Raw genomic sequence first — 24,108 nt, 5'->3', positions numbered from 1 at the left:
TTTTCCTAGGTAATGCTTGACTATCTGGCGTGAATTGGTTTTTCATTGTGAGATAGCCGTCCGCCACTGCGCCCGCTTCTGAGGGCAATTACTTCAGCCATAATTGAAACTGCTGTCTCTTCTGAGGTACGAGCGCCGATATCTAGCCCAATTGGGGCAGAAATCCGGTTAATTTCCGCCTCAGTTAGCCCAGCTTCTTGAAGACGACTGATTCTATCTTTAGTAGTTCTGCGACTACCCATTGCCCCAATATAAGCGGCTGGTGTCTTCACAGCGCTAACTAAAGCGGGGACATCAAATTTGGGATCATGAGTGAGAACAACAATCATAGTGCGGTGGTCTACATGAGTGCTGTCTAAGTATTTATGCGGCCATTCCACAATCACTTCATCAGCTGCAGGAAAGCGGGCAACTGTAGCAAAGCTATCGCGCGCATCGCAAACAGTCACCCGGTAACCCAGGACTTTAGCTAAGACAGAGAGCGATCGCGTGAAGTCAATGGCACCAAAAATAATTAAGTGAGGTGGTGGTGCAAAGGACTCTATAAAAACTGTGACTTCTGCTTGCCGACATTCTTCATTTAAACCAAAGTCAGACAATTTAGTCAGCCCTTGATGCAACATTCCTTGAGCATCATCAGCCACTATGCAATCAATCTCTGCATTACCGAGAGAACCCAAGCGATCGCCCTTTTCCGTGACAATCATCTTGGCTCCCGCTTGCAGTCCCTCTACCACTGTACAGATAGCTATGGGTGTCTGTAATGATTGGCGAATTGCTTGGAAAATTTCCCTCAAACTGAGATGACTGCTATGTAATTTGTCTGAGAACTGCTGGATAAAAATTTGAATTGTACCGCCGCAGGTTAAGCCAACCGATAGACCCAATTCATCACTGACCCCATAACTTACCAGCCGTGGTTTACCTGATTCTATGACTATCAGCGCTTCTTCTACCACGGCTGCTTCTACACAACCACCGCTAACAGAACCGAGAACTTCTCCAGCATCGTTAACCGCCATTACAGCACCGACTTCCCTAGGGCTGGAACCTAAAGTGTTGACCACTGTCGCTAATGCTACAGTATGTCCCAGATTTAGCCATTGTTCGACTTCGTCTATTACTTCTTTCATCGGTGCTTTACCTCGATTGCTATTGCTGTTTTAGCTGCTCCAAGATACCTGGTAACATTCCTGCCAGTTGTTTTTCTAATCCTTTAGGATCTCTAAGCAGTTCAGCTGACAAGTAAGTTGCTTGGTCGCCTGGATAGACATCTTCAACTTCATTAATGACAGCATCTAAAGCTACTCTAACAACTTCTGCGGGTGCCACCTTTGGCGGTGGATAATCCTTAGCAAATGCAGTATCGACTGTACCAGGCATCACACCAACAACTAATGTTCCCTGGGCTGCTAATTCTGCGCGTACACATTGAGTTAGGGATAGTTCTGCGGCTTTAGAAGCACAGTATGTACCCATAAAGGGGAGATTAATTTTACCTAATAAAGAAATCAGATTAACTATCACTCCCCCGCCATTCGCTTTCAGTACAGGAGCAAAGGCGCGACACATCGCCATCGTACCAAAGTAGTTGGTTTCCATTTCCTGGCGCGCACCATCAATGTCTGGCGCAGAAATTACTCCTTGGTCACGGGTAATCCCAGCATTGTTGATCAGTACATTGACATCATGGTATTGGGCAGCTGCTTCATTAACTTGAGCTAGGTTAGTCACATCAAGTTTTATCGGCACAATTTTGTCAGGATTAGCAGCCTTCAAATTTTCCAGAGCTTCTACTTTACGTGCTGCGGCATAAATTTTCGCCACACCTGCTGCTAGTAATCCTTGGATGAATTCTTTTCCAATACCACCACTAGCACCCGTAACTAGAACTACACTACCTTCAAGTTTCATAGCTTTATTTGCTCCATATTATTTCTATTTAGAGAACAGGGAATAGGGCGTAATTGGGAATATTATTTGTCTCCCGCATTTCCCGCATCTCTGCCATCACCATTACCTAGCTTTGCTGTAATTTTTCAGCCGCATATTTAATGGCACTGACAACATTTTGATAGCCTGTATCTCGTGAATAAATCCCATCTAACCAAGCACGGATTTCTGTTTCTGTAGGATTGGGATTTTGTTGTAAGAGATCCATTGAAGACAAGATCATTGCTGGCGTACAAAAGCCGTTTTGCACTGCGTGCTTTTCCCAGAATGCCTCTTGAATAACGCTCAGTTGTCCATTTTTAGCAATACCTTCAATGGTAACAATATCGCCACCATCTGCTTGTACTGCTAGCACAAATGAGCTTTTTACCGATACGCCATTGAGTAGAATTGTACACACACCAGAAGTTGAACCGCCATCATCTTTTGTACCTGTTAAACCCAGATGATCTCTAAGAAAATCTAATAGCAGTAAATGGGGTTCAACATCTGCTGTATATTTCTTACCGTTAACTGTCAAGGAAATTTCCATACCTGCTTATACTAACCTCGCTCCACCATCTACATCAATAACCGCACCAGTTGTAAACTTGTTGTTGATTAAATATAGAACTGTCTCAGCAATATCTTCTGGTTGAGCTATCCGCTTTACAGGTAGAGAATCAGCTACATAATTAAAGTAGTTTTGCCGTTGTTCTGTTGGCATTCCTTCATAGAGAGGAGTTGCTACTAAACCAGGAGACACAACATTTACGCGAATTGGGCTGAGTTCAACTGCTAAAGAACGAGCTAATGCTTCCAGCGCTCCATTCACAGATGCCATGATAGAAAGATTAGGTACCGGTTTTTGCGATGCATAACCAGAAAAGAAGATGATGGCACCACTCGGTTTTAATTGGGCTGCACCATATTTAGCTGCATAATAGTGCCCCCAAAATTTATTTTCAAATATCTGGCGGGCTACTTGGGAATCTAGTTCCACAAATGCACCCATAGCTTCTACAGAAATAGTGATGACTAAACCATCAAAGCTACCAACTGAAGAGAATAATTTTTGCACTTCTTCTTCATTGGTGATGTCTAAGCTAAAGGTAGTTACCCGTTCACCAATCTCAGCTTTAGCAGCATTTAATTTGGCTTCTGAACGGCTGGCAATTACGACATTTCCCCCTGCAGCTACAATTGCTTTTGCGGTTGCTAATCCAATTCCCGAACTACCACCAATGATGACTATTTTTTGATTGGTTAAATCCATGATTTCGGTAATAAATAGATAGTTATAATTGCTGAGTCAATAAATTACTCAGCAATTATTGACTCTGTACATACTCTACCCAGGACTTACCCATGAAGACGCTAACTGCTAACGTACTTATAGGTTAACAACTGCTGTAATGGTATTGAACTCAGCACTCATAACTCAGCAATCTGTAACTAAATCTAAGCTACTGTGCCATCGGGATATTGAGTCATGCCAGCAAAGTGAATGGCTATTTTACCATCTCTTAAAACCCAACTATCGGCAAACCGCATCTTAGCTTCTTGTCCCCCAGCTTGCATAGTAATAGCTTCAACAATCATGAGGGTTTGGGGATTTTCTGTTTCTGCCCAAAAAGCAATATCTGTTTGTAAACCTTCAATTCCTAGGATGCCTTGAAAGTGTTCTTCGAGTTCTTTGCGTCCGCGAAAATATTTAGGAACTTTCTCAAAGCTGCTAATTAAAACTGCATCTTCAGTATATTGATTTAATAATGCTTCAATATCCTTTTTCAGGATTAATTGAATGTGTTCTTCGTATAGTCTTCCTAAAGCAGTATCGGGAGGCTTGCCCATATTTTCGATTCTCCGTAAATTTTGATTACACAAACCCTTTAGACTAGGTAAAAAGAACTCTTAAAAGACAAAAAAAGCAGAGGATAGGAGCTTTATTCTGTATATAGAATCAGCAATAGATGAGATTTTTCCCATTCTCTCAGGGACAATTTATTTTGCTATAAATCTATCTATGTAATCTTCTGTTTTTTACGTTATCTGTTAAGAGTTCTCTATTATTTACAATGTAGCTGAACCCTCGTAGTATTTGAGTTCATCAACTATATAAACAGAGATTACTGGTTTATTCGTTTCGGGCGATCGCTTAACTTCCCAGGTTTGATAAGCATCTAAAACAATCCGTTCGCTGTTAGCGGCTGGTGCTTTCCACACACTGGCTTCCCATTTCACTACCACCTGTACATCTGCTTTTTCGGCTGTCGCAGATTTGACTGTCACTTCTTTAACGGTATGAACTTCGTCAAAGAAAATATTGATGACGCGATCGTACCAACCACTATATCCTTCAAAGCCTTTGACTGTGGCCTCCGGAAATCTTAATTCTACGTCTGATGCCAACAGAGGAGCATATTCTTCCACAGGTACATGAACGTCTAGTTTTCTATACCAAGCTTTTGCAAATTCTAGAACTTCTGGTTGAGTTAGTGGTGCTAGCTCACTCATGATTTATTTCCTTTTTTGAAAAGTTAATTACTCAAAGGTTTGGATGTTGCTACAGAACCGCAGATTTGATCAACGCAACAGATCTACAACTTAAATGAACTTTCGTAGTACTAAGACACCTTACCAGCCAAAATGCTGATTAAGCATCTCCTAGCCTGTGAGCAAAACCAAAGTGACGAGCCACTTTGCCATCTTGAAGTACCCACACATCACCTACTGCCCACTTACCTGTTTTGGGAGAGGTAATTGTAGCTTGGAAGGAAATTACGTCGTCAGTTTCTAAAAAGTTGTATAAAGAATCAACTTGAATTTCACCTTGATATTCTAGGTAACCTTCAAAAGCTTTGATTAATGCTTCTCTGCCCTTGATTACATTTGGGGGTGGAGTATCTAAAAAAGGAAAAGCATTATACAGAATTGCATCTTCTGTATAGGTATTGGTCACCATGCCAACCACGTCTTTAGCGACGATGTACTTCATGTGTTCATCGAAGAATTGGCGACCTGGTGTAGTAGTAGTACTCATACTTAAGGCATCCTTATGAAACTAGACTCAAAATTGTGAATGGGGCATGGGGCATGGGGCATTGGGCATTGGGCATTGGGCGTATTTGATTTCTCCTCTGCTTCCTCTGCTTCCTCTGCTCTCCTACCCCCTCATCCCCTAGCTCCTTTATTGACCACACCGAATTCCAATCATATCTGGGCGAACATCACCCTCTAAGACAACATCGATGAGGAAAGGGCCATTGTGTGCTAATGCCTGCTTAATTGCTGGGGCAATTTCTTCTGGCTTCTCAACTCTTACGGCTTCAACCCCCATAGAACGAGCCATTTCATCAAAGCGCAGCACTGGCTTTGACAAATCAAAGCTTAAAGGAAAGTCATGCTTGGCAACACTTTGTTCTTGCCAGTAAGCTTGAATATTCAATTGCAATAGCTTGTAAGAACGGTTATTGCAAATGATGAATATGGCATCTACATTATGACGAGCTGCTGTCCAGAGAGCTTGGATGGTATACATCCCACCGCCATCACCTGTAAAGCCAATTACTTTCTTGTCGGGATTAGCTAACTTAGCACCAATTGCTCCAGGAATTCCCACCCCTAGAGAACCTCCACGAGTCAGAAAATAGTGATCTGGCTTACTGGGTGGTTTGTATCTAACGATATTGGGTGAAGAGGTCAAAGCTTCATCAAAGAAGATTGCATCTTCTGGTAACAGAGGTGCAAGCTCTTCCATAAACCGAGAGAAATGCAGAGGAACTGAGTCTCTGACAGCTTGATCGGCTGCTTTCGCTGCAGCAATCTTGTCTGCTTTGGCCTTACCAATCTCTGCGGCTCTGGTTTGCGCTGCGCTTTGCTCTTGTGCAGTAAGGATGTCTTTGATCGCATCTGCTAGTTTAGCTAGCGTCAGTTTGGGATCGCTAACAATCCCTACATCTACTGGGTGATTCTTGGCAATCTCATAGGCGTTCAAATCAATATGAATCACCTTTGCGCCAGGAGCAAATATATTTCCTAGTTCCGGAAAGACCTCTGGCACCATGTAAGTGCCACAAACTAGATTGACATCCCCTTTGGTGGTAATTGGCAGACTACTAGAGCCAAACATATGCCCTGTCGCCCCTTGATATAGAGGGTGAGCATAGCTGATGTTGACTTCTCCAGAGTCTACATCCCAAACCTCTGCCCCTAGAAGTTCAGCAACTTTGGTTAACTCTGCCTGGGCTCCAGAATAAGCAACTCCATCGCCAACAAAAATCATGGGTTTTTTGGCAGCTACTAGAGTCTGGGCTACTGCCTTAACTGTCTCATCGTCTGGTACTACACGAGTAGAAGGAGTCAAGGTAGGTATGATTGGCTCGACTACAGGCGCATCCAAAATATCTTGAGGAAGGCAGAGATAAACTGGCCCCATTGGGGGTGTAGAGGCAATCTTAATAGCTCTGCGGAGCATTCTCAGCAATGAAGATGGCTCATTGACTGTGGCAGCCCATTTAGTGACGGGTTTGGCCATACCGACCAAATCTGCTGCCATTTGAGCATCCATTGCTGCATATTTGATACCCGCATCTCCGCCGATAACTACCAAAGGGGCGTGACCACGCATGGCCTGGTAAAGTGCGCCGATCGCATTACCTAAACCAACACCACTATGAATTTGGACTAATGCTGGCTTTTTGGTAGCTCGAGCGTAACCATCGGCTGTCATCACAGCCACGGTTTCTTGCAAAGTCAGAATGTACTTGAGATCTGGATATTCCCACAGGGCATCCAAAAAACCCTGTTCCACTGTGCCTGGGTTACCAAACATATAGTGGATGCCATCTGCGAGGAATTGCTCAAGAATGGCAAAACGACCAGTTTTTTGAGTCATGGATTCTGTCGTTATTAGTGCTTAGGTCATTGATTGGTCTTGTTTGAGTAGCAAAGACTAATCAGGTTTACCATCCATAACGGGTCAGTCCTTTCTCTAGGACTTCTACTAATATCCGACCGCACTCAACAGAAGAAGCTGTAGAACGACTGGTAATGAAAGGATAATCAACTAAAACGGAAGTTTGGTGACCAACGTTACCAATAAAGGCTCCATCGGGGCCAACAGCGTCACGAAGAATGAATTCTAGAGGGTAGAATGGAGGGCCAAAATTAATGTAGCCGTCGCCAAATCCCTTTTTAGAGCCATCAATAGCGTGGGGCCCTTCAAATCCGGTACCGTCTAGGTAGTCGTAATCAATTGGGTGCCCAGTAACGTGCTTACCCCAAATCAAGCTCTTCTTCTCGCGGAAGTCTCTAGCAAATGCTAGACAGGTAACTCCATAACACTCAGCTGCAATAGGTTTGTTGAGTTTGACAAAGCCAAGTATGAGTTCGTGTAGACGGGAATTATTAGCTAAATCAATTAGCGCACCACTACCACCAACGATGACCATCGCGTCGTAATTGACTAGTTCTTCGGCAATAATTTTGTCTATTTTTTGGTAGTAGGCTTCCATATCTCTAAGATATGTAGGAGAGCTAGGATAAGCTCTTAAAGGAAACCAATCAGCTAAACTCTTAGGACTGTCGAGTCTGTCTGACTCATGAACGCGGGTGGTCTTTGCTCCCATTTCTTCTGAGGTCACGCCACGTCCTAATGGGGGATCAATATAACCAGGCGCACAACTTACAGATAGTGGCGTTGGTTTTTTGCCGTTGGGGGTGACAAAGGTGATGTTATATCCAGCAGCATCACATGCCTCTAAGGGCCCAATGAGTTCTTCGCCCCAGTAGCCCCATTCTGAAATGATAAAGAGAACATTTTTTGTCATTGTCTTATTTCCTTGTTACGGCTCACAGAAATAGAAATATCACAGTTATGGTATTTATAGTTACAGGTTATTAGTGAAAAAGCCCAGGGTTTTCTCAGAATCCTGTTGTAACTATACTACCCTTGCTGGAGATACGACTGCGCCCTCTATCCCACTCCTATTAGAAGCAGCTGAGTCGCTAGCTATCCTGATCAGGAATACGCATCTACAGCTTTGATACTTAATGAAAAGTTGATCTTTGGGATTGAGACAAAGCCCACCAGATTACAGGCTTATATGAGGAAAACCATAAAGCCAGATAGTATCTATCTTGTGTATTCAAGTAGGCAACTTATAAGCCTACACTTGCGTCTTTGGTGATTTCGGAAAATTACCTCACCTGATCAAGTAATTTTGTTAGAGGGTAATTTTTAAAACACGCTACTAGAATAATATTTACTTCTCCAGTTTGTCCAATCAGATTCTTAATTTTTTATGTAAATTATGATTTTCTCTTGGTGATAACAAATTGTAAAATTTGCTTGTCATTCTGACAAAATTGTTATGGGCGATTTGTTTTTAGCCACTCTAGACAGGCCGCGATCGCTTGTTAATTAACTTAATTTTTGGACAATCAAAACAAAAAACTTGTTGACCTAGCTATCTTCGCATAAATCTCATCCAGATGTACAGGAATTATGTACATTTATTTTTATCAATCTAATTCTCAAATTGGCGATATCGCTAAATAGCAATATAGTTAAAGTTAATTTCTTAGAAGTGGCAAAGAAAGCCAGAGGACAGCAATTCGGAAAATATAGCTCCTGAAGATAAGATTTGTTTGTCAATGTTCTAGTGAAACTTGAACGCTTTCAATCTATTCATGAGATTGCTTCTGCCTGCTGTATTTTAATTTTCGGCTAGGGTAGCTGGGCTAAAAAATTATTTTTCATTGCTGGCTAGAAATTTTTTATCTGTCTACCTTATGACTATCAAGACTTTAGTTAATAATTTTTAATCTATAATGGTGAGTTAAATTAACCTAAAATATCTTGCTACTTAAGCATTATTTAACCCATGAATAAATAACAATCTATCAAAATATTTTTCTATTGTATTTATATTTAAATAATGGCGGCTACAGAATTAATTGGCAATTTATGCATTGCCATCACCAACAAGCGATCGCTTTGATTATGAGAGCCTTTATTTAGCAGAATCAATGATATGTATAAATGCCATCGAATGCCGCAAATCACTTACTGAATGCGCTCCCAGGAATTTTGGCTACAGCTGACTATTCAGCTTTGCAACCCTCAGATAGTAATCATTAATTTACTTAATCATGAGCTAATCTTAACCAGAAACTAAAGTGTGATACTGATGGAAAATAGGCAGTTGATCGTCTCATACAAACAATTGAAAGTATAAAAATTATCATTGATAGCAAATATGGTTATCAATCAAAAAGCCTGCTGAACTATCTAATTACAATAAATATCACTAATGTTACAGAAGCTACTTTATAGTTAGGTATACTTTCAATACTTGTCGGTTAAGGGCAAAAGGGGGGAAAAAGGGCAAGAAAACACCTTTAACCCTTCAAGGTCACCTTGACAGAAGATAGTTGATGATTTAGCTTGGTCGCTATTATCTGGCTGAGTGCGATCGCATTTAATTTTCAGGTTGATCACAAAACTTGCTTTTTGACGCTAACTGAACGCTATTGCCTTGCGTAGGGAATTTGTACATCCGCGATCGCTGGCTCTACCTTTACCCCCATTTCTCAGAACATAGATAATATAGAAAAGTAGATAAAGCTTAAAAAATATTTACCTAATGCTGATTCACTCCTCTGGCTTGTCCAAGGTCAAAGACTCAGTAAAACAGAAAATTTTCTTCGGCCATGAACCCAGTGCCGAGTTAATCGCCATTCTTACCGTCTACTTTGTCCAAGGAATTTTAGGGTTGGCGCGTTTAGCCGTCAGCTTTTTCCTGAAAGATGAACTGTTGCTGAGTCCCACCCAAGTATCGGCGCTACTAGGAATAGTCGCCTTACCTTGGATTATTAAGCCAGTATTTGGTTTTATCTCCGATGGCTTGCCCATATTTGGCTATCGTCGCCGCCCATATCTCATTTTATCGGGGATATTAGGAACCATTTCCTGGGTAAGCCTCGCCACATTAGTTCATACTACCTGGGCAGCAACACTAGCGATCGCGTTGGGGTCACTTTCAGTTGCAGTCAGTGATGTAATCGTTGACTCCCTAGTAGTTGAACGCGCCAGAGCAGAATCCCAAGCCGATGCAGGTTCACTACAATCTATTTGCTGGGGTGCTTCTGCATTTGGTGGTTTGATTACAGCATATTTTAGCGGCTGGCTGCTAGAGCATTTCTCTACACACACTGTATTTTTGATTACCGCCGTTTTTCCCCTGTTGGTTTCGGCTGTAGCTTGGTTAATTGCCGAATCTCCTGTAAATAAAAGTGCGGAAAATTCCTCTCAAAATAACAGTGTCAGCGTTAAGCATCAACTAAGCCAACTCCGCCAAGCTGTTACCCAAAAGGCAATTTGGCTACCAACAGCATTTGTCTTTATTTGGCAAGCGACACCAACTGCTGACTCAGCCTTTTTCTTTTTCACCACCAACGAATTGCACTTTGCACCAGAATTTTTGGGACGAGTGCGCCTAGTTACAAATCTTGCATCTTTAGTAGGGATTTGGATTTTCCAGCGATACCTGAAAAGCTTACCTTTTCGCGTGATTTTTGGTTGGAGTACGGTGCTATCAGCAGCTTTAGGAATGACAATGCTGCTATTAGTCACCCATACAAACCGCGCTTTAGGTATAGATGACCATTGGTTTAGTTTAGGTGATAGCTTAATTCTCACCGTCATGGGGCAAATCGCCTATATGCCTGTCTTGGTACTGGCTGCTAGACTTTGCCCACCGGGAGTAGAAGCGACATTATTTGCTTTATTAATGTCGGTGTCGAATTTAGCAGGAATGGTTTCCTATGAATTTGGGGCCATTATTATGCATTGGCTGGGAATTACAGAAACTAACTTTGATTCTCTGTGGTTGTTGGTGATGATTACTAACCTCAGTACTTTGTTACCACTACCGTTTCTTAACTGGCTACCAGCAGCAGAAGACCAAAGTCAAATATCCACAGCATTGCAACCAGCCTCAGCAACTCAAGGGGAAGCATTTTTACCTGAGTTGATCACTGACGTTGAGGCTACCATCACCCGAGTTAACTGAAGGCTGAAGTCAGAAGTGTGAAATTACTTCACCTAACAAGAGATAACGCATTAGTCCAGATTTAAGCGTTGATCTATTCTGACTTCATTCTTGATCCTTCATCCTTTTTAAGAATATATACTCAGATGCAGAGTTCAAAAATTTCAGAAAACGCAATTTTAGAAAAATCCTACAATCGTGAAGATTGGCAGGGGGGATATCAATCTTTAAAGCAAGAATTTGATTATTGGATTGATGATATTGAAGGAGAAATTCCCCCAGAACTGCAAGGTACGCTATTTAGAAACGGCCCTGGTTTACTGGATATCAACGGTCAACAGATTCATCACCCCTTTGATGGCGATGGCATGATTAGCCGGATTAGCTTTATTAATGGGCGCGCTCATTTTCGCAATCGCTTTATCCGCACTGAAGGCTACTTAGAAGAACAAAAAGCAGGAAAAATTCTGTATCGCGGTGTATTTGGTACACAAAAACCAGGCGGTTGGCTAGCTAATATTTTTGACTTCAAAATGAAAGATATTGCTAACACCAACGTCATCTACTGGGGTAGTAAACTTTTAGCACTGTGGGAAGCTGCTGAACCTCATCGCCTCGACCCCAACACCTTAGAAACCTTGGAAAGGGAATATTTCAATGGTGTATTATCAACAGGTGAAGCTTTTAGCGCTCATCCCCGCCTTGACCCCAGCTGCAACCAAGATAATGGCGCGCCTTGTTTGGTCAACTTTTCGATTCAGCCAGGACTATCTACCACAATTACGATTTTTGAACTTAATCCAGCAGGGGAAATTATCAGAAAACAGGCTCATAGTGTGCCTGGTTTCTGCTTCATTCACGATTTTTTGATTACGCCTAATTACTGCATCTTCTTCCAAAATCCTGTTACTTTCAATCCCCTACCTTTCGCTTTGGGAATCCGTTCGGCTGGGGAATGTATCAAGTTTCAGCCAAATCAACCAACTCGGATCATAGTCATTCCCCGCAACCCCGAAACTGCAAAAGCAGGTGTGAAAATTCTGGAAACTCAATCAGGTTTCGTCTTTCATCACGTCAATGCTTTTGAGGTGGGAGATGAAATTGTCATTGACTCGATTTGCTACGATTCCTTATCACAAGTCGAACCCGAAAGCGATTTTCGCCAAGTTAACTTTGACGCACTTGCACCGGGACAAATCTGGCGGTTTGCACTACAACTGCAAAATGGCACAGTCCAAAGACAATTAATAGAAAGCCGTTGCTGTGAGTTTCCTACTATTCATCCAGATAACGTAGGTCGCCAATATCGTTATCTATATATAGGTGCAGCTCATGCAGAAATAGGTAATGCGCCCTTACAAGCAATTTTGAAAATCGATTTAGATTCTGGTGAAAGACAACTGTGGAGTGCTGCACCCCGCGGTTTTATAGGCGAGCCAATTTTTGTCCCCCGTCCCAATTCTCAAACAGAAGATGACGGCTGGCTATTGGCTTTAGTTTATGATGCGGCTCATCAGCGCTCAGATGTGGTGATTTTGGATGCACGGGATTTGCATAAAGGTGCGATCGCGCGTTTGCATCTCCAGCATCATATACCCTACGGTTTACATGGTAGCTTTACACCTGAAGTTTTTGTACAAGGCTAATTCAAGAATAGCGATCGCCTCATTACCAAGGAACACAGATTATTGATTCTGTGTTCCTTTGGCTTTTACTGCATAAAACTCAAATAAAATTGTAACAAAAACTACAAAATTTCTAATTTCTTGATCAGAAAGGATAAGCTAGGCATATATCAATACTGGTCGGTTAAAGGCAAAAGGGAAAGAAAAATCCTTTACCCTTTACCCTTTACCCTTTAACCTTTCCCCCCAGACATATATATATTCCGGTTCGCAAAGATACCGCGATTGGGAGAAAATTTTATGATTGCAACACCTACGCTGCCGCTGGAACCTGCCTCTCCAGCGTATATTTGTCCATTCGATCAAGCTTGTAGCTATTTAGAAGCAGCAGCTAAAGAATTAAAACTAGACCAAGGAGTCTTAGAAATTCTTAGCCACCCACGCAAAGTAGTGACAGTGTCCATTCCGGTAAAACTAGATAACGGCGAAATTCGCGTCTTTGCAGGACATCGGGTACAACACTCCGATATTTTAGGGCCATATAAAGGTGGTATTCGTTACCATCCGGCGGTGACACTAAGAGAAGTGTCTGCTTTAGCAATGCTGATGACTTGGAAATGTGCGTTATTAGGAATTCCCTACGGTGGTGCTAAGGGAGGAATTGCGATCGATCCAAAACAGTACAGTGCTAGCGAATTAGAACGAATTACCCGACGTTACACCAGCGAATTAATTAAAGATATCGGCCCATCTGTAGACATTCCCGCGCCAGATATGGGAACTTCTGCCCGTGAGATGGCTTGGATGATGGACACATATTCTGTAAATGTGGGTCATGCTGTTCCTGGCGTTGTTACTGGTAAGCCAATTTCTGTAGGTGGTTCCAGAGGGCGGGAAATGGCTACGGGACGGGGTGCGATGATTATTGTCCGCGAAGCTTTAGCCGATCAAGGTAGATCCTTAGACGGAGTGCGAGTAGTTATTCAGGGTTTTGGTAATGTAGGTATTGCCGCCGCTGAATTACTACACCAAGCCGGATCAAAAATTATTGCTGTCTCTACCAGTGGTGGGGGAATATATTCGGAAGCTGGCTTAGATATTCCCGCAGTGAAAGCCTACGCCAGTAGAAATCATCGCAGTGTTGTGGGTTTTCCAGATGCGATCGCAATTAACAATGCAGATTTGCTTACCTTACCTTGCGATGTGTTGATTCCCGCAGCTTTGGAAAATCAAATCACCGAAGAGAATGTGAACCAAATCAAAGCCCAGATTATTGCAGAGGCGGCTAACGGCCCAGTCACTCTAGAAGCAAACCGGGCTTTAGAGGCGCGAGGTGCGATCGTCCTACCTGATATTTTGGCGAACGCTGGTGGTGTTGTCGTGAGTTATTTGGAATGGGTACAAGGTCTTTCTTACGTATTTTGGGATGAGGAAAGAGTTAACCGCGAAATGGAACATTTGATGGTGCAAGCTTACCATCAAGTAATTCAACAATCGAAGTTGCGGCAAATTCCTCTAAGGTTAGCAGCTTATACCTTGGGTGTTGGTCGTGTAGCGCAAGCACTAACTGACAGAGGTCTTTATCCATAAATTTTTATCCCTGATAGTGTTCTGAGGCAGATCAATTATCTGCCTCTTTTTTTGGGAATAAATTAGCGATTTTCACCATAAACTCTTTTCTCTGCGCCTCTGTGGGGCGTTATATAACTCAGATAAAATTCGCTGAAGTACATCAGCAGCAATACAAATATATGACACAGCCTATATTAAGAATTATTGATCGCTCTTGGCTTCACTCATAAAACTATGGTTCCCAAGCTCTAGCTTGGGAACCATAACTTACACTTAAGGGAACACTAATATAGCTGAAATCTAGGAATTCGACAAATCCCTGCCTGCGATCGCAATTTTGCTTCCAACACAACTGGAGTTATAGCTTCGATAAAGAAGCCTCAACTAATCTTTTAAATTTTAGGTATGCTTCTGGTGCTGTCAAACCGATTGAATCTTCTTCACTTGGAATATAGAATACCGGGCTATCAGCATAGTGACGAACAACAAAAGAAGGAATCAGTTTCAAATTAACTGCCTTTCTTCCCCATGATTCTGCTTGTTCTGCTAAGGTAGCTTCATCGTGAAATGTGTAGTGGTTCATAACAATAATAGGGGCTTGAGTTTCTTTATGAGAAATTACGTAGCACTGTGCGCTGTTAGGTTTTCCTGTAGGGCAGGGATTTATTAATTAGTAATTGATTGAACTCAACTCGCAACAATTGGATAGGCAACACTTCATCAGGGTTATCTTCAGACTTGTCTAACACCACTACCATCGTCTTAGTTTCGAGAGAGTGAGAACAAGAAGTCTTGCATCAGAGTTGGGTATTGGTTTGATGACAAGTTGGCACGATCTAAAATGATGAATATCAGTAGTTACAAGAGTTTTTAACTTCTGATTCTCATCTTACTGATTTGTTATAAAGACAAAATTTGAGGAACTTGTGAGGAATACCTATTAGCTCAAAAAATTTCCGATATCAAGGTAATCACCATCAAAAACTCTATAGTTGTAACGAATAAAGCTTAAGGTTATCTATCCGTGAACATTAGCTATTCCGAGTATTGAAAAAAATTCCCGTTGTCAACTCAGCAACAACGGGATCAATAGAATGTTATATAAATTGAACTATCGATAAGCGACTTGTGGGCCTGCCCAAACTTCTGTTAGCTTTTGACCGAAAGTAATAGGCTGATCTGTATCTGTATTTGTAGTTACAGTTTTACCATCACTTGCTACTTTCACTAAAGGCCAGTCTTCTTCGCCTAGTTCGCCAGCTCTAAATAGCACGTGATCTGGTTGGCTCTTACTCCAGCCTAATAACACTGCAATCTTTTCATGCTCGTCTTCTGCTTGTGCTGGAGATACAGTGTTAGCAAGATTATTTTGTCGATCCCAAATCACTGCACGATCTGTAGAATCTGCTGTATTGAATATACCTTCAAAGCGACGAGCTAAGAAGCGATCGCCTTTTTCTGACCAACTCACAGGAACTAATACACCAATTGTGCCATTTGGCTGTATTGCTTCTGGAGATTGGGCTTTTGTTGCTAATAGCGGATCGTTAAGTACAGAAGTTGAAGCAATCACCCGTAACTTCTTGGTTTGAACATCTTCAACAAACAAAACGCTAGTAACGCGGCTATTGTACATTTGGGGTTGTACTTCTAGGCGCACTCTACTATAAACCACATACTTACCATCCGGAGAAACTACAGGTACACTGCGGTAGTAACGGACTCCGGAACGACCTTGAGAACTAAAAGCTTCTTGAGTAGCTGTGATCCATTTCCAAGGAATTGGATGAGGACTACCTATAGGATCTGCTTGTGCTGCTTGCTCTGGCCCTGGTTGTTCAGAAACAGGAACTTCCGTTGCAAAGTTTGGCTGTGCATCTCTAGGAAGCGGTTGAGTTGCTGTCAAAGCTTGAGCAATCTTTAACTCTTGTATCTGAGAATTACCTGCTGTCAAAGATTGAATTTTCGAGTCTTTTAATTTTTTCAATAAATTTAATTGACTAGAATTCAGCTTTGTGGATGGCGCGAGTTCCACTTTTGATAATGGATCGCTCACAGGTACATTGCTGCTAGGTACAGAGTGAGAATTTGCTGCTACTGCCGAAGGGTCAATTGCTTCTGATGGTAATAATTGTGGTTCCCCAACAGTAGCCATTGCTTGTGGCTGAGAGTCAGATTCTCCTGTCAAGGAATCAATTGCAGTTGCTTTTAATAATTCAGTTACATTAGGTTCATTAGCAGTAGCTATTTCTACTGGTGCTGAACTCGGTTTTTCTATATCAGGAGTGCTATTTGCTACTTCTGATTGTTTAGCTGAGGTAGAGTGACCTGATGCTGCCACGAGAGGTGCAATCAGTATCGCAACGACAGCATATTTAACAAATGGTTGCACGCGGAACCATCCTGACAGCAAAAGAGGTTTAAGCATGTGTTGACTCTCTAGGGGGTGGCAGTTGCTGTGTGGGGAGCAAGCCTATGCAGCAATGAATTAGGCTATGAATATAGGTATAACAAGAAACTAAATACTTTAACGAGATAATTTGTTCAAATTTATGACTGCTTTACAAATTTTAAGTATCATATTTAACTCCTTGTTTTCCTAGTATACTGTTATCTGCTATTACAGTAGTAATGCAGATTAACCAAGCAATATAAGGCACCAAATAAACTATTCAGTATTCAGCATCTAATACCATAACCGTACCGAGGGGCATGGGCATATAGGTATTAAACGCAAATTCAGACAGATAATAACTACAGCCAAGATTTAAATAACCGGGCTGTCAGGACTTTTTTTGAGGATAGCTAACCGATAAGCTGCTTCCTTATATATAACCTGCGACAACAGCGCAGAAGCCGAATCTAGGGGAATTTGAGGCGTTAGTTGAAAAGCTAGCAAAGCTGACGCGCAACATATTGACTACTCAAAAACCACTACTAGTATCTACTCAAGATCGTAGTTTTGTCATCTGCTCTACATTAATTGTGAGAAGACAGTGACATTTTAGCGATGTAAATACACCTACAGCTAACGTCAAGGAAACACAAAGAAACGAAACTACTCTTGTAGATGCACGGTGGTATGGTAGCGATGCAGTGGTTTTCCTTCCGCGATTTAAAATCCTCAGGAATTGTCGTCAGACATCGCCAAAAAACTAAGTTTGCTAGAGCAAAAGCTGTTATTACTAGCCTAGTTGCTACCTAACATAAACTTAATTATAAGTCTATCAAGGAACCTTGAATTTCACCAATATCAAAACACTTTAGCACCAAAAAACTTAATTTGTTAAAAGTTTATGGTGTAAAAGTCAAATATTCAAGGTCAAGTATCCATAGTCTCAGTTTTACTGGGCTGTTACGCTTGACTCTTGAGTAAAGACGCGATTAGTTGTGTCTCTGTGCTTCTTGATCCTTAACTATTAACCCAGATGAAAATCGTATTTTTTGGTACTCCTCAATTTGCTGTTCCTACTTTAGAAAAATTGCTGCATCACCCAGAAATTGAGGTTTTGGCAGTGGTTACCCAACCAGATAAACGCCGAGAAAGAGGGAATAAACTAACACCTTCTCCGATCAAAACCCTTGCTACTGCTTTTAATATTCCAGTATGGCAACCCCAGAGGCTCAAAAAGCATACTGCAACCTTAACTAAACTCAAAGAATCAGGTGCAGATGCATTTGTGGTTGTAGCTTACGGGCAAATATTGTCCCAAACAATCTTAGATATGCCTAAGTTGGGTTGTATTAATGTTCATGGCTCAATTTTGCCACAGTATCGGGGTGCGGCTCCCATTCAGTGGTGCTTGTATAATGGCGAGCTAGAAACGGGGATTACAACGATGTTGATGGATGCGGGTATGGATACAGGGGCCATGCTGCTCAAGGGCACTACACCTATTGAGTTACTGGATAATACCGATAATTTAGCCCAGAGGCTGGCGACCATTGGTGCTGACTTATTAGTGGAAACCCTATTCAAACTCAAACAGCAAGAACTTACCCCGATTCCTCAAGATGATAGTGCTGCGACTTATGCACCGTTAATTCAAAAACCAGATTATGGATTGGATTGGTCTAAGAGCGCTCTGCAATTACATAATCAAATTCGAGGCTTTTATCCTAACTGCACAGCTAGCTTCCGCAATCAAGTTATGAAAATTACTGCTACCGTTCCCCTTGGTTGTGCCTATAGCTATCAGCTACCACCAGAATTAACGAAAATACTTGATAAATTGCCGGATTTGTCAACTTTATCTGGTAGCCCGGGAGAAGTGGTAAGCATTACCAAGGGAATTGGCGCTATTGTCCAAACTGGCGAAGGTATGTTGTTGCTACGAGAGGTTCAGTTAGCTGGGAAACGTCCTCAATCGGGATGGGATTTCGTTAATGGTACCCGCTTAACTGTAGGAGAAGTGTTTGCAAATGGCTAAGAGATAAATTATGTAGTCGGAATTTCATCCTTGGTTTTTTCGTAAAAACGGCAAGAATCACAAGGGCCACTGGGATTGACTGCACAACGTACAATTTCTGAATGGGCATTGAAGCTACAGGTAGCATCGCCGATTACCCATCGCCCCTGTACCAAACTTTTCTCAGATGGTCTTTGAGCAGACTGTACATAAAGGGCTATATTATGCAAGCGGTAGCGCCCCGCTTTTAATTGATATTTGTGGCGGCGCTCTAAAACTGCGTAGGTTTTACCGTCAAAATCGAGATAGTTTCCGGGTTGCGGTGTCCAATCAAGCTGCGTTCTACCGAGGTACTGACGCGGATGCGTCAATATTACCTCGGTTGGTAAAGAGTCTGGCTCCATAAGCTGATGTGATGTGATTTACATTATAAAAATGGTATCGTAATAACCTCTTCTAGCTTATCGGATTTAGATTATAATTAATAGTTTGCTGATTTTCCTAACAGTTACTATCTAGCGATCGCATCTCATAGTTACGCGAATTAATCGGTTATTTAAGCTACTAAATAAACTGCGCGATCGCATATTTTAAACACTCTTGATTCAACGGCGATCGCGCTTCAAATTATGATTGACAAAATGCTATGATTGGCATCGAAATCAATCTAGGCGATCGCTTAGTCAGTGCTGCAGTTGTGTTTTGCATTGAAGCTCAACCTGCTAAGTACCATATGCGACTTTCTTGCCTGCTCTTTGCTGTTTAATATAGATTGAGTTTTGATTCATAAATCTTCACAAAGGCGGAGCGCTGCTTGGGAGTCGGCAAAGCCGATTCCAGCCTATGATGTGGTTGATTTATTAGGGGGAACAGGCGATAGAGACCGCGATCAAAAAGGCAATTTTTCCTAGGAGCCTATTACATTGTTTAAAGTTATGTAGCCTTTTGATTACGGAGCCTCAGCCACTGCGGTAAACTATGCCTTGATTATAATTCCTTCGCAGAGAAGAACACTCGAAAGGAGCCTTTTTTCAATGTCTCATACCGTAAAAATCTACGATACCTGCATTGGCTGCACTCAGTGTGTCCGCGCTTGCCCTACTGACGTATTAGAGATGGTACCTTGGGATGGCTGCAAAGCTGCTCAAATTGCCTCTTCTCCTCGTACAGAAGACTGCGTAGGATGCAAACGTTGCGAAACCGCTTGTCCTACAGACTTTTTAAGCATCCGGGTTTACCTTGGTGCTGAAACTACTCGCAGCATGGGTCTAGCTTACTAGGTTTTTGAGGAATTCATTTTAATTTCTCATTTTGCTCGCAATCTATTGTCTTAATTAGCAAGCACCTTTAGCAACGTAGGGTGGGAACTTGCCACCCTACAGTATCGTTCTTTAAAAATAGTGACTATCAAAAGGAGTAATACGCTCCTTTTTTCTTTGCTAAAATGTCACATCTATGATACCAACTTAAACAGGTTGGAGTCATCCTCAACAGGGAATGGTGAACTAAATGTGCGGAATTGTTGGCTATATCGGTACCCAAGCAGCAACAGAAATCCTACTAGCTGGACTAGAAAAACTCGAGTATCGTGGGTATGATTCTGCTGGAATTGCTACCATCTGGGAAGGTGATGTTCAATGTGTGCGGGCTAAGGGTAAACTGCATAACTTACGTTCTAAACTAGAACAATTAGAAACCCCTGCCCAAATTGGTATTGGTCATACTCGTTGGGCAACTCATGGTAAACCAGAAGAGTATAATGCTCATCCCCACTTAGACACAGCAATGCGAGTGGCGGTAGTGCAAAATGGCATTATTGAAAATTACCGGGAGTTGCGAGAAGACTTAAAATCGAAAGGACATCAGTTTCGTTCGGAAACAGATACCGAAGTCATTCCCCACCTGATTGCAGAAATTATCAAAAAATCTCCCTCTTCTTTATTAGACGCAGTGCGTCAAGCAGTTAGCCACTTAGAAGGCGCATTTGCACTGGCTGTAATTTCTGCTGACTATCCAGATGAATTGATTGTAGTTCGGCAACAAGCACCCTTAGTAATTGGCTTTGGGCAAGGCGAGTTCTTTTGCGCTTCCGATACGCCCGCGATCGTTGCCTATACCAGGGCTGTACTACCATTAGACAATGGCGAAATTGCCCGTTTAACACCTCTAGGCGTAGAAGTTTATAATTTTGCTGGCGATAGGCTGAAAAAACAACCCCGACTACTGAACTTGAATCCCACGATGGTAGAAAAGCAGGGATTCAAACACTTTATGCTCAAAGAAATTTATGAGCAACCGGGAGTGGTACGCGCTAGTTTAGAAGCTTATTTTAATAATGATGCTAATGCGGCTAGATCTAGCCAGTCACCGATTAATTTAGGTTTACCTGAATCATTCTATGCAGATATAGAACAAATTCAAATTGTGGCTTGTGGTACTAGTTGGCACGCAGCTTTAGTAGGAAAATATTTGCTAGAACAATTAGCTGGTATTTCTACACAAGTACATTATGCTTCGGAATATCGCTATGCACCATCACCTTTGATGGCTAACACATTAATTATTGGTGTTACGCAATCAGGAGAAACTGCGGATACTTTGGCAGCTTTAGCGATGGAAAAAGAACGCCGCCAAGGTAAAGAAGCTAAATATCAAGCGCGATTGTTGGGTATTACTAATCGCCCAGAAAGCAGCTTAGGTCATCTAGTTCCCCATATTATTAATACATTGGCAGGGATTGAAATAGGGGTTGCAGCCACAAAAACCTTTGTAGCTCAATTAATGGCATTTTATGCTTTAGCCTTAGATTTAGCTGCTCATCGTCAATCAATTTCCCCTGATAAAATTGCCGATATTATTGAGGGATTGCGACAAATTCCTAAAGAAATTGAAGCCACTTTAGAAACTCAAGAAAGTTTAACAGAACAACTAGCTCATCAATTTGCCGAAACCCAAGATTTCATCTTTTTAGGCAGAGGAATTAACTTCCCCATCGCTTTAGAAGGTGCTTTGAAATTAAAAGAAATTAGCTATATTCATGCTGAAGGGTATCCCGCCGGCGAAATGAAGCACGGCCCCATCGCCCTTTTGGATGCTAAAGTACCAGTAGTTGCGATCGCAGTTCCTGGTAGCGTTTACGAAAAAGTAATTTCTAACGCCCAAGAAGCCAAAGCCAGAGATTCTCGCTTAATTGGCGTAACTCCTGTCAAAGATGGCGAAGCAGGCGAAATCTTCAACGATTTATTACCAGTACCAACTGTAGATGAACTACTTTCCCCCCTTGTTTCCGTAGTACCCCTGCAACTATTGGCTTATCATATCGCTGCCCGTCGTGGTTTAGATGTTGATCAACCTCGTAACCTCGCAAAAAGTGTCACTGTAGAGTAGTCGCAAGTTAGATATATAGTTGTTGTTGTCGAAACATAATAAAGTTGAACAATAAATAATTCGATTCAACAATTAATAAAACGATTCAACAATAACCTCTGATGGAGTACTATTGTACCAAGTAAAGGTGCTATAACTCTCAGAGGTTATTTTTATAGTTAAAGGTACAAGGCAATGGTATTAGCAACAGGACTTACGCAGGATGAGACCAAAAGCCTTCTTGGATAGAGATAATTCACCAATTACCTCTACGTTCGTTATTTTTTGTGTAAGTCCTCCGCCAGTTATCGTGAGGACACCGGTTGTGGTAATTCCTCTGGGTTTGTTTCCGGCTTCTGATTTTTGTAGTCGTATCCACGAGCCTTGTTATACCGCTCTTTCAGAATTTCTATATCTTCATCTTTTATATATTCCGCTCCTATCAAATACGCGATCAGTTCTGCTGCCAAGTCGTAAGACTGCTTACCGGTACTCATACGCCCACTAGCAGTAACAATAGTGCCAGTCCAAATATCAGAAGTGGTACGCCAATCAACCTTGTTTACCCGTCGCAGAGCTTCCTTGCGGTTTAAACCACGCTCCACTGCACAGATAAGGCCCTTAACTAAAGCAATTTGTCCAGCAGGCTTAAAGAGTAGGGAATATTGGTATTCGTCGTCTCTTTTATCTGCACAAGAAGGCGATTGACCCTTAGAAAGTTCATCAATAACTTCTTTGTATGGTTTGATCTCTGCCAAAATGTCTTCCCACCAATTTGCTACATGTGCATAAGCTTCATCTAACTCATCTTCAGAAGGTCTGCGAACTCTCGTTTTCTCATCAAAGTCTCGAATACCCTCATAGGCTAAGATGTCCCGTGCTGTCTCATAAAGCACGCTTACTGTTGTTAATTTCTTGCTCCGTCCTGTGATAGTGTTGTTCTTCCAATCTACAATCAGTTCGCGTCCGCTCTTATCATCTGAATACTCCCCTCCTAAAGGTGCTCCCTTCCTCATTAATCGTCGCCCAATGATCGCGTAGCCATCATCCTCGGAGGTAATAATATTGTCAGCACGGCTCGTCGGTTTAGCATAGCGGTTGACTTTGTTGAAGATTCGACGAGTCTTTTCATTACTCTCATGCGTAAGAAAAATGACGCACACCTCGTCGCTCGGAACTTCTGAGATAAACTCTCCTTCTGGTTTTTCTTTGCTGTTAATAATATCGCGTAGCGCAACTGTACGGTGCTGTCCATCTAATATAATCAACTCTCCACCTTCCAATGTAAGGAAACCCATGTTTCTTGCCACACTGCTGTATGCAGCAGGCAGCTTGCCAAGAGTCCCTACTGGCTCAAAAGAAAAGACCTCCGGTTTATAGACAAGCACAATGATAGATCCAAAAAACCGATCAGGAGATTTAGCAAGATAAGGAACGATTTCTTCACGAATGCGCTTTTCATCAACCTCGCGCTGCATCCGTTCTTCTATTCCCCACATTGCCCATTCATCTGACTCGTTCGCTGGACGAACTGAACTGACCAAGGCACGGGCTGACATAATAGCTTCATAGTAAGTAATACTACCCATTCTGGCTTCAATAGCAGGAATTACATTTGCCATAGATTCTCTCTGTTTAGTTATTGCTGGAAAGATACAAGATACGATTGCAAAGGGGATAAAAGTCGTGAATTAGCTGACGTTCAGATGAATTCATCTCTAAAGCATTTACTTTGACAAAGCTAAAGTAAACTTCGCCAACAAAATTGTTAAGTGCTCTAGCTAAAAGAGGATTATCCTTTTCCCAAAAGTGTTCATCGAAGCGCCGCCGCAGATCACATGACTGACCAACGTAAAAGACTCCACGCAAATCATGAAATAGATAAATCCCTGAAGTATTGGGGACAGTAAGCGCAAATCCTTGGCGATAGGGGATTGTTTTCTCAAGCTTGATTGCAGGAGGATTTGAGATCAGACGAGCGCGTGCTCGTAACAGATCAGCAATAAATTTTTCATTTACTTCAGTATTATGATGTGCTGCGCCCCTCATTTTGTACAAACTTAATAGTTGATTATACAAACAGTAGCATATTTTGTACAAAAGCAAGAGTGTTTTGTTGAAAAATAAGTTGCTTAGTTTACCATACTA

21 protein-coding genes are annotated in these 24,108 nt (G+C 41.9%); 7 read left to right on the top strand and 14 right to left on the bottom strand.

What is annotated here, in order from left to right; translation table 11 throughout:
• Positions 1-20: 20 nt before the first annotated feature.
• The 9 genes from AACU25_RS06425 to AACU25_RS06385 all read right to left on the bottom strand — a co-directional run bounded on the left by AACU25_RS06425 (position 21) and on the right by AACU25_RS06385 (position 7,763).
• Entirely contained in the window at positions 21-1,133 is a 1,113-nt protein-coding gene (locus AACU25_RS06425) for an XdhC family protein (RefSeq protein ID WP_096574418.1), read from the bottom strand.
• 19 nt (positions 1,134-1,152) lie between these two features.
• Positions 1,153-1,914, bottom strand: a complete 762-nt coding sequence (locus tag AACU25_RS06420) for an SDR family oxidoreductase (RefSeq protein ID WP_096574417.1) — start codon at positions 1,912-1,914, stop codon at positions 1,153-1,155.
• 106 nt (positions 1,915-2,020) lie between these two features.
• Positions 2,021-2,485 carry a (2Fe-2S)-binding protein gene (locus tag AACU25_RS06415; protein WP_096574416.1) on the bottom strand — a complete coding sequence of 155 codons (465 nt, stop codon included), beginning with the start codon at positions 2,483-2,485 and terminating at the stop codon, positions 2,021-2,023.
• A gap of 6 nt (positions 2,486-2,491) precedes the next feature.
• Positions 2,492-3,208 carry an SDR family oxidoreductase gene (locus AACU25_RS06410; protein ID WP_096574415.1) on the bottom strand — a complete coding sequence of 239 codons (717 nt, stop codon included), beginning with the start codon at positions 3,206-3,208 and terminating at the stop codon, positions 2,492-2,494.
• 185 nt (positions 3,209-3,393) lie between these two features.
• Positions 3,394-3,786, bottom strand: coding sequence for a nuclear transport factor 2 family protein (locus AACU25_RS06405; RefSeq protein WP_045874463.1), 393 nt, complete (start codon positions 3,784-3,786; stop codon positions 3,394-3,396).
• 219 nt (positions 3,787-4,005) lie between these two features.
• The gene (locus AACU25_RS06400; RefSeq protein ID WP_096574414.1) at positions 4,006-4,449 is read right to left on the bottom strand and encodes a nuclear transport factor 2 family protein; all 444 of its coding nucleotides are present in this window, start codon (positions 4,447-4,449) and stop codon (positions 4,006-4,008) included.
• A gap of 139 nt (positions 4,450-4,588) precedes the next feature.
• The gene (locus tag AACU25_RS06395) at positions 4,589-4,975 is read right to left on the bottom strand and encodes a nuclear transport factor 2 family protein (protein WP_096574413.1); all 387 of its coding nucleotides are present in this window, start codon (positions 4,973-4,975) and stop codon (positions 4,589-4,591) included.
• Between the two features lie 147 nt (positions 4,976-5,122).
• Positions 5,123-6,829, bottom strand: a complete 1,707-nt coding sequence (locus AACU25_RS06390) for a thiamine pyrophosphate-binding protein (protein ID WP_096574412.1) — start codon at positions 6,827-6,829, stop codon at positions 5,123-5,125.
• Between the two features lie 67 nt (positions 6,830-6,896).
• Positions 6,897-7,763 (bottom strand): type 1 glutamine amidotransferase domain-containing protein, encoded by an 867-nt coding sequence (locus AACU25_RS06385; protein ID WP_096574411.1) that lies wholly within the window; start codon positions 7,761-7,763, stop codon positions 6,897-6,899.
• A gap of 1,818 nt (positions 7,764-9,581) precedes the next feature.
• Here AACU25_RS06385 and AACU25_RS06380 point away from each other — a divergent pair.
• The 3 genes from AACU25_RS06380 to AACU25_RS06370 all read left to right on the top strand — a co-directional run bounded on the left by AACU25_RS06380 (position 9,582) and on the right by AACU25_RS06370 (position 14,203).
• The gene (locus AACU25_RS06380) at positions 9,582-11,009 is read left to right on the top strand and encodes a folate/biopterin family MFS transporter (protein WP_096574410.1); all 1,428 of its coding nucleotides are present in this window, start codon (positions 9,582-9,584) and stop codon (positions 11,007-11,009) included.
• 125 nt (positions 11,010-11,134) lie between these two features.
• A complete protein-coding gene (locus AACU25_RS06375; protein ID WP_096574409.1) occupies positions 11,135-12,634 on the top strand; it encodes a carotenoid oxygenase family protein in 1,500 nt (499 codons plus the stop codon).
• A 279-nt stretch (positions 12,635-12,913) separates the two neighbouring features.
• A complete protein-coding gene (locus AACU25_RS06370; RefSeq protein WP_096574408.1) occupies positions 12,914-14,203 on the top strand; it encodes a Glu/Leu/Phe/Val family dehydrogenase in 1,290 nt (429 codons plus the stop codon).
• 340 nt (positions 14,204-14,543) lie between these two features.
• On the opposite strand, the gene AACU25_RS06365 is transcribed toward AACU25_RS06370, so the two are convergent.
• Together AACU25_RS06365 and AACU25_RS06360 are read right to left on the bottom strand one after the other, a co-directional pair.
• A complete protein-coding gene (locus AACU25_RS06365; protein WP_096574407.1) occupies positions 14,544-14,768 on the bottom strand; it encodes a hypothetical protein in 225 nt (74 codons plus the stop codon).
• Positions 14,769-15,296: 528 nt separating this feature from the next.
• Positions 15,297-16,613, bottom strand: a complete 1,317-nt coding sequence (locus AACU25_RS06360; RefSeq protein ID WP_190445869.1) for a hypothetical protein — start codon at positions 16,611-16,613, stop codon at positions 15,297-15,299.
• A 642-nt stretch (positions 16,614-17,255) separates the two neighbouring features.
• On the opposite strand from AACU25_RS06360, the gene AACU25_RS06355 reads away from it, so the two are divergent.
• Both AACU25_RS06355 and fmt read left to right on the top strand, forming a co-directional pair.
• On the top strand, positions 17,256-17,390 hold the full coding sequence (locus AACU25_RS06355; protein WP_321206792.1) for a hypothetical protein: 135 nt from the start codon (positions 17,256-17,258) through the stop codon (positions 17,388-17,390).
• 223 nt (positions 17,391-17,613) lie between these two features.
• Positions 17,614-18,615: a methionyl-tRNA formyltransferase gene (gene fmt, locus AACU25_RS06350; protein WP_096574406.1), complete on the top strand. Its 1,002-nt coding sequence runs from the start codon at positions 17,614-17,616 to the stop codon at positions 18,613-18,615.
• A gap of 8 nt (positions 18,616-18,623) precedes the next feature.
• Here the strand turns inward: fmt and AACU25_RS06345 are convergent, their stop codons facing one another.
• Positions 18,624-18,998 carry a DUF6464 family protein gene (locus AACU25_RS06345; RefSeq protein ID WP_096574405.1) on the bottom strand — a complete coding sequence of 125 codons (375 nt, stop codon included), beginning with the start codon at positions 18,996-18,998 and terminating at the stop codon, positions 18,624-18,626.
• 630 nt (positions 18,999-19,628) lie between these two features.
• On the opposite strand from AACU25_RS06345, the gene psaC reads away from it, so the two are divergent.
• On the top strand, positions 19,629-19,874 hold the full coding sequence (gene psaC / locus AACU25_RS06340) for a photosystem I iron-sulfur center protein PsaC (RefSeq protein ID WP_012411495.1): 246 nt from the start codon (positions 19,629-19,631) through the stop codon (positions 19,872-19,874).
• Positions 19,875-20,103: 229 nt separating this feature from the next.
• On the top strand, positions 20,104-21,981 hold the full coding sequence (glmS, locus tag AACU25_RS06335; protein WP_096574404.1) for a glutamine--fructose-6-phosphate transaminase (isomerizing): 1,878 nt from the start codon (positions 20,104-20,106) through the stop codon (positions 21,979-21,981).
• 284 nt (positions 21,982-22,265) lie between these two features.
• On the opposite strand, the gene AACU25_RS06330 is transcribed toward glmS, so the two are convergent.
• Both AACU25_RS06330 and AACU25_RS06325 read right to left on the bottom strand, forming a co-directional pair.
• Positions 22,266-23,582 (bottom strand): DNA sulfur modification protein DndB, encoded by a 1,317-nt coding sequence (locus tag AACU25_RS06330; RefSeq protein WP_096574403.1) that lies wholly within the window; start codon positions 23,580-23,582, stop codon positions 22,266-22,268.
• Positions 23,583-23,595: 13 nt separating this feature from the next.
• Positions 23,596-24,009: a GIY-YIG nuclease family protein gene (locus AACU25_RS06325; protein ID WP_096574402.1), complete on the bottom strand. Its 414-nt coding sequence runs from the start codon at positions 24,007-24,009 to the stop codon at positions 23,596-23,598.
• Between the last annotated feature and the right edge of the window lie 99 nt (positions 24,010-24,108).

Origin of the sequence: Tolypothrix tenuis PCC 7101, assembly GCF_963874875.1 — a bacterium.
Classification (GTDB): domain Bacteria; phylum Cyanobacteriota; class Cyanobacteriia; order Cyanobacteriales; family Nostocaceae; genus Aulosira; species Aulosira tenue.
The sequence above is the reverse complement of the archived record's forward strand: the minus strand, read 5'-3'. Positions and strand labels throughout refer to the sequence as shown.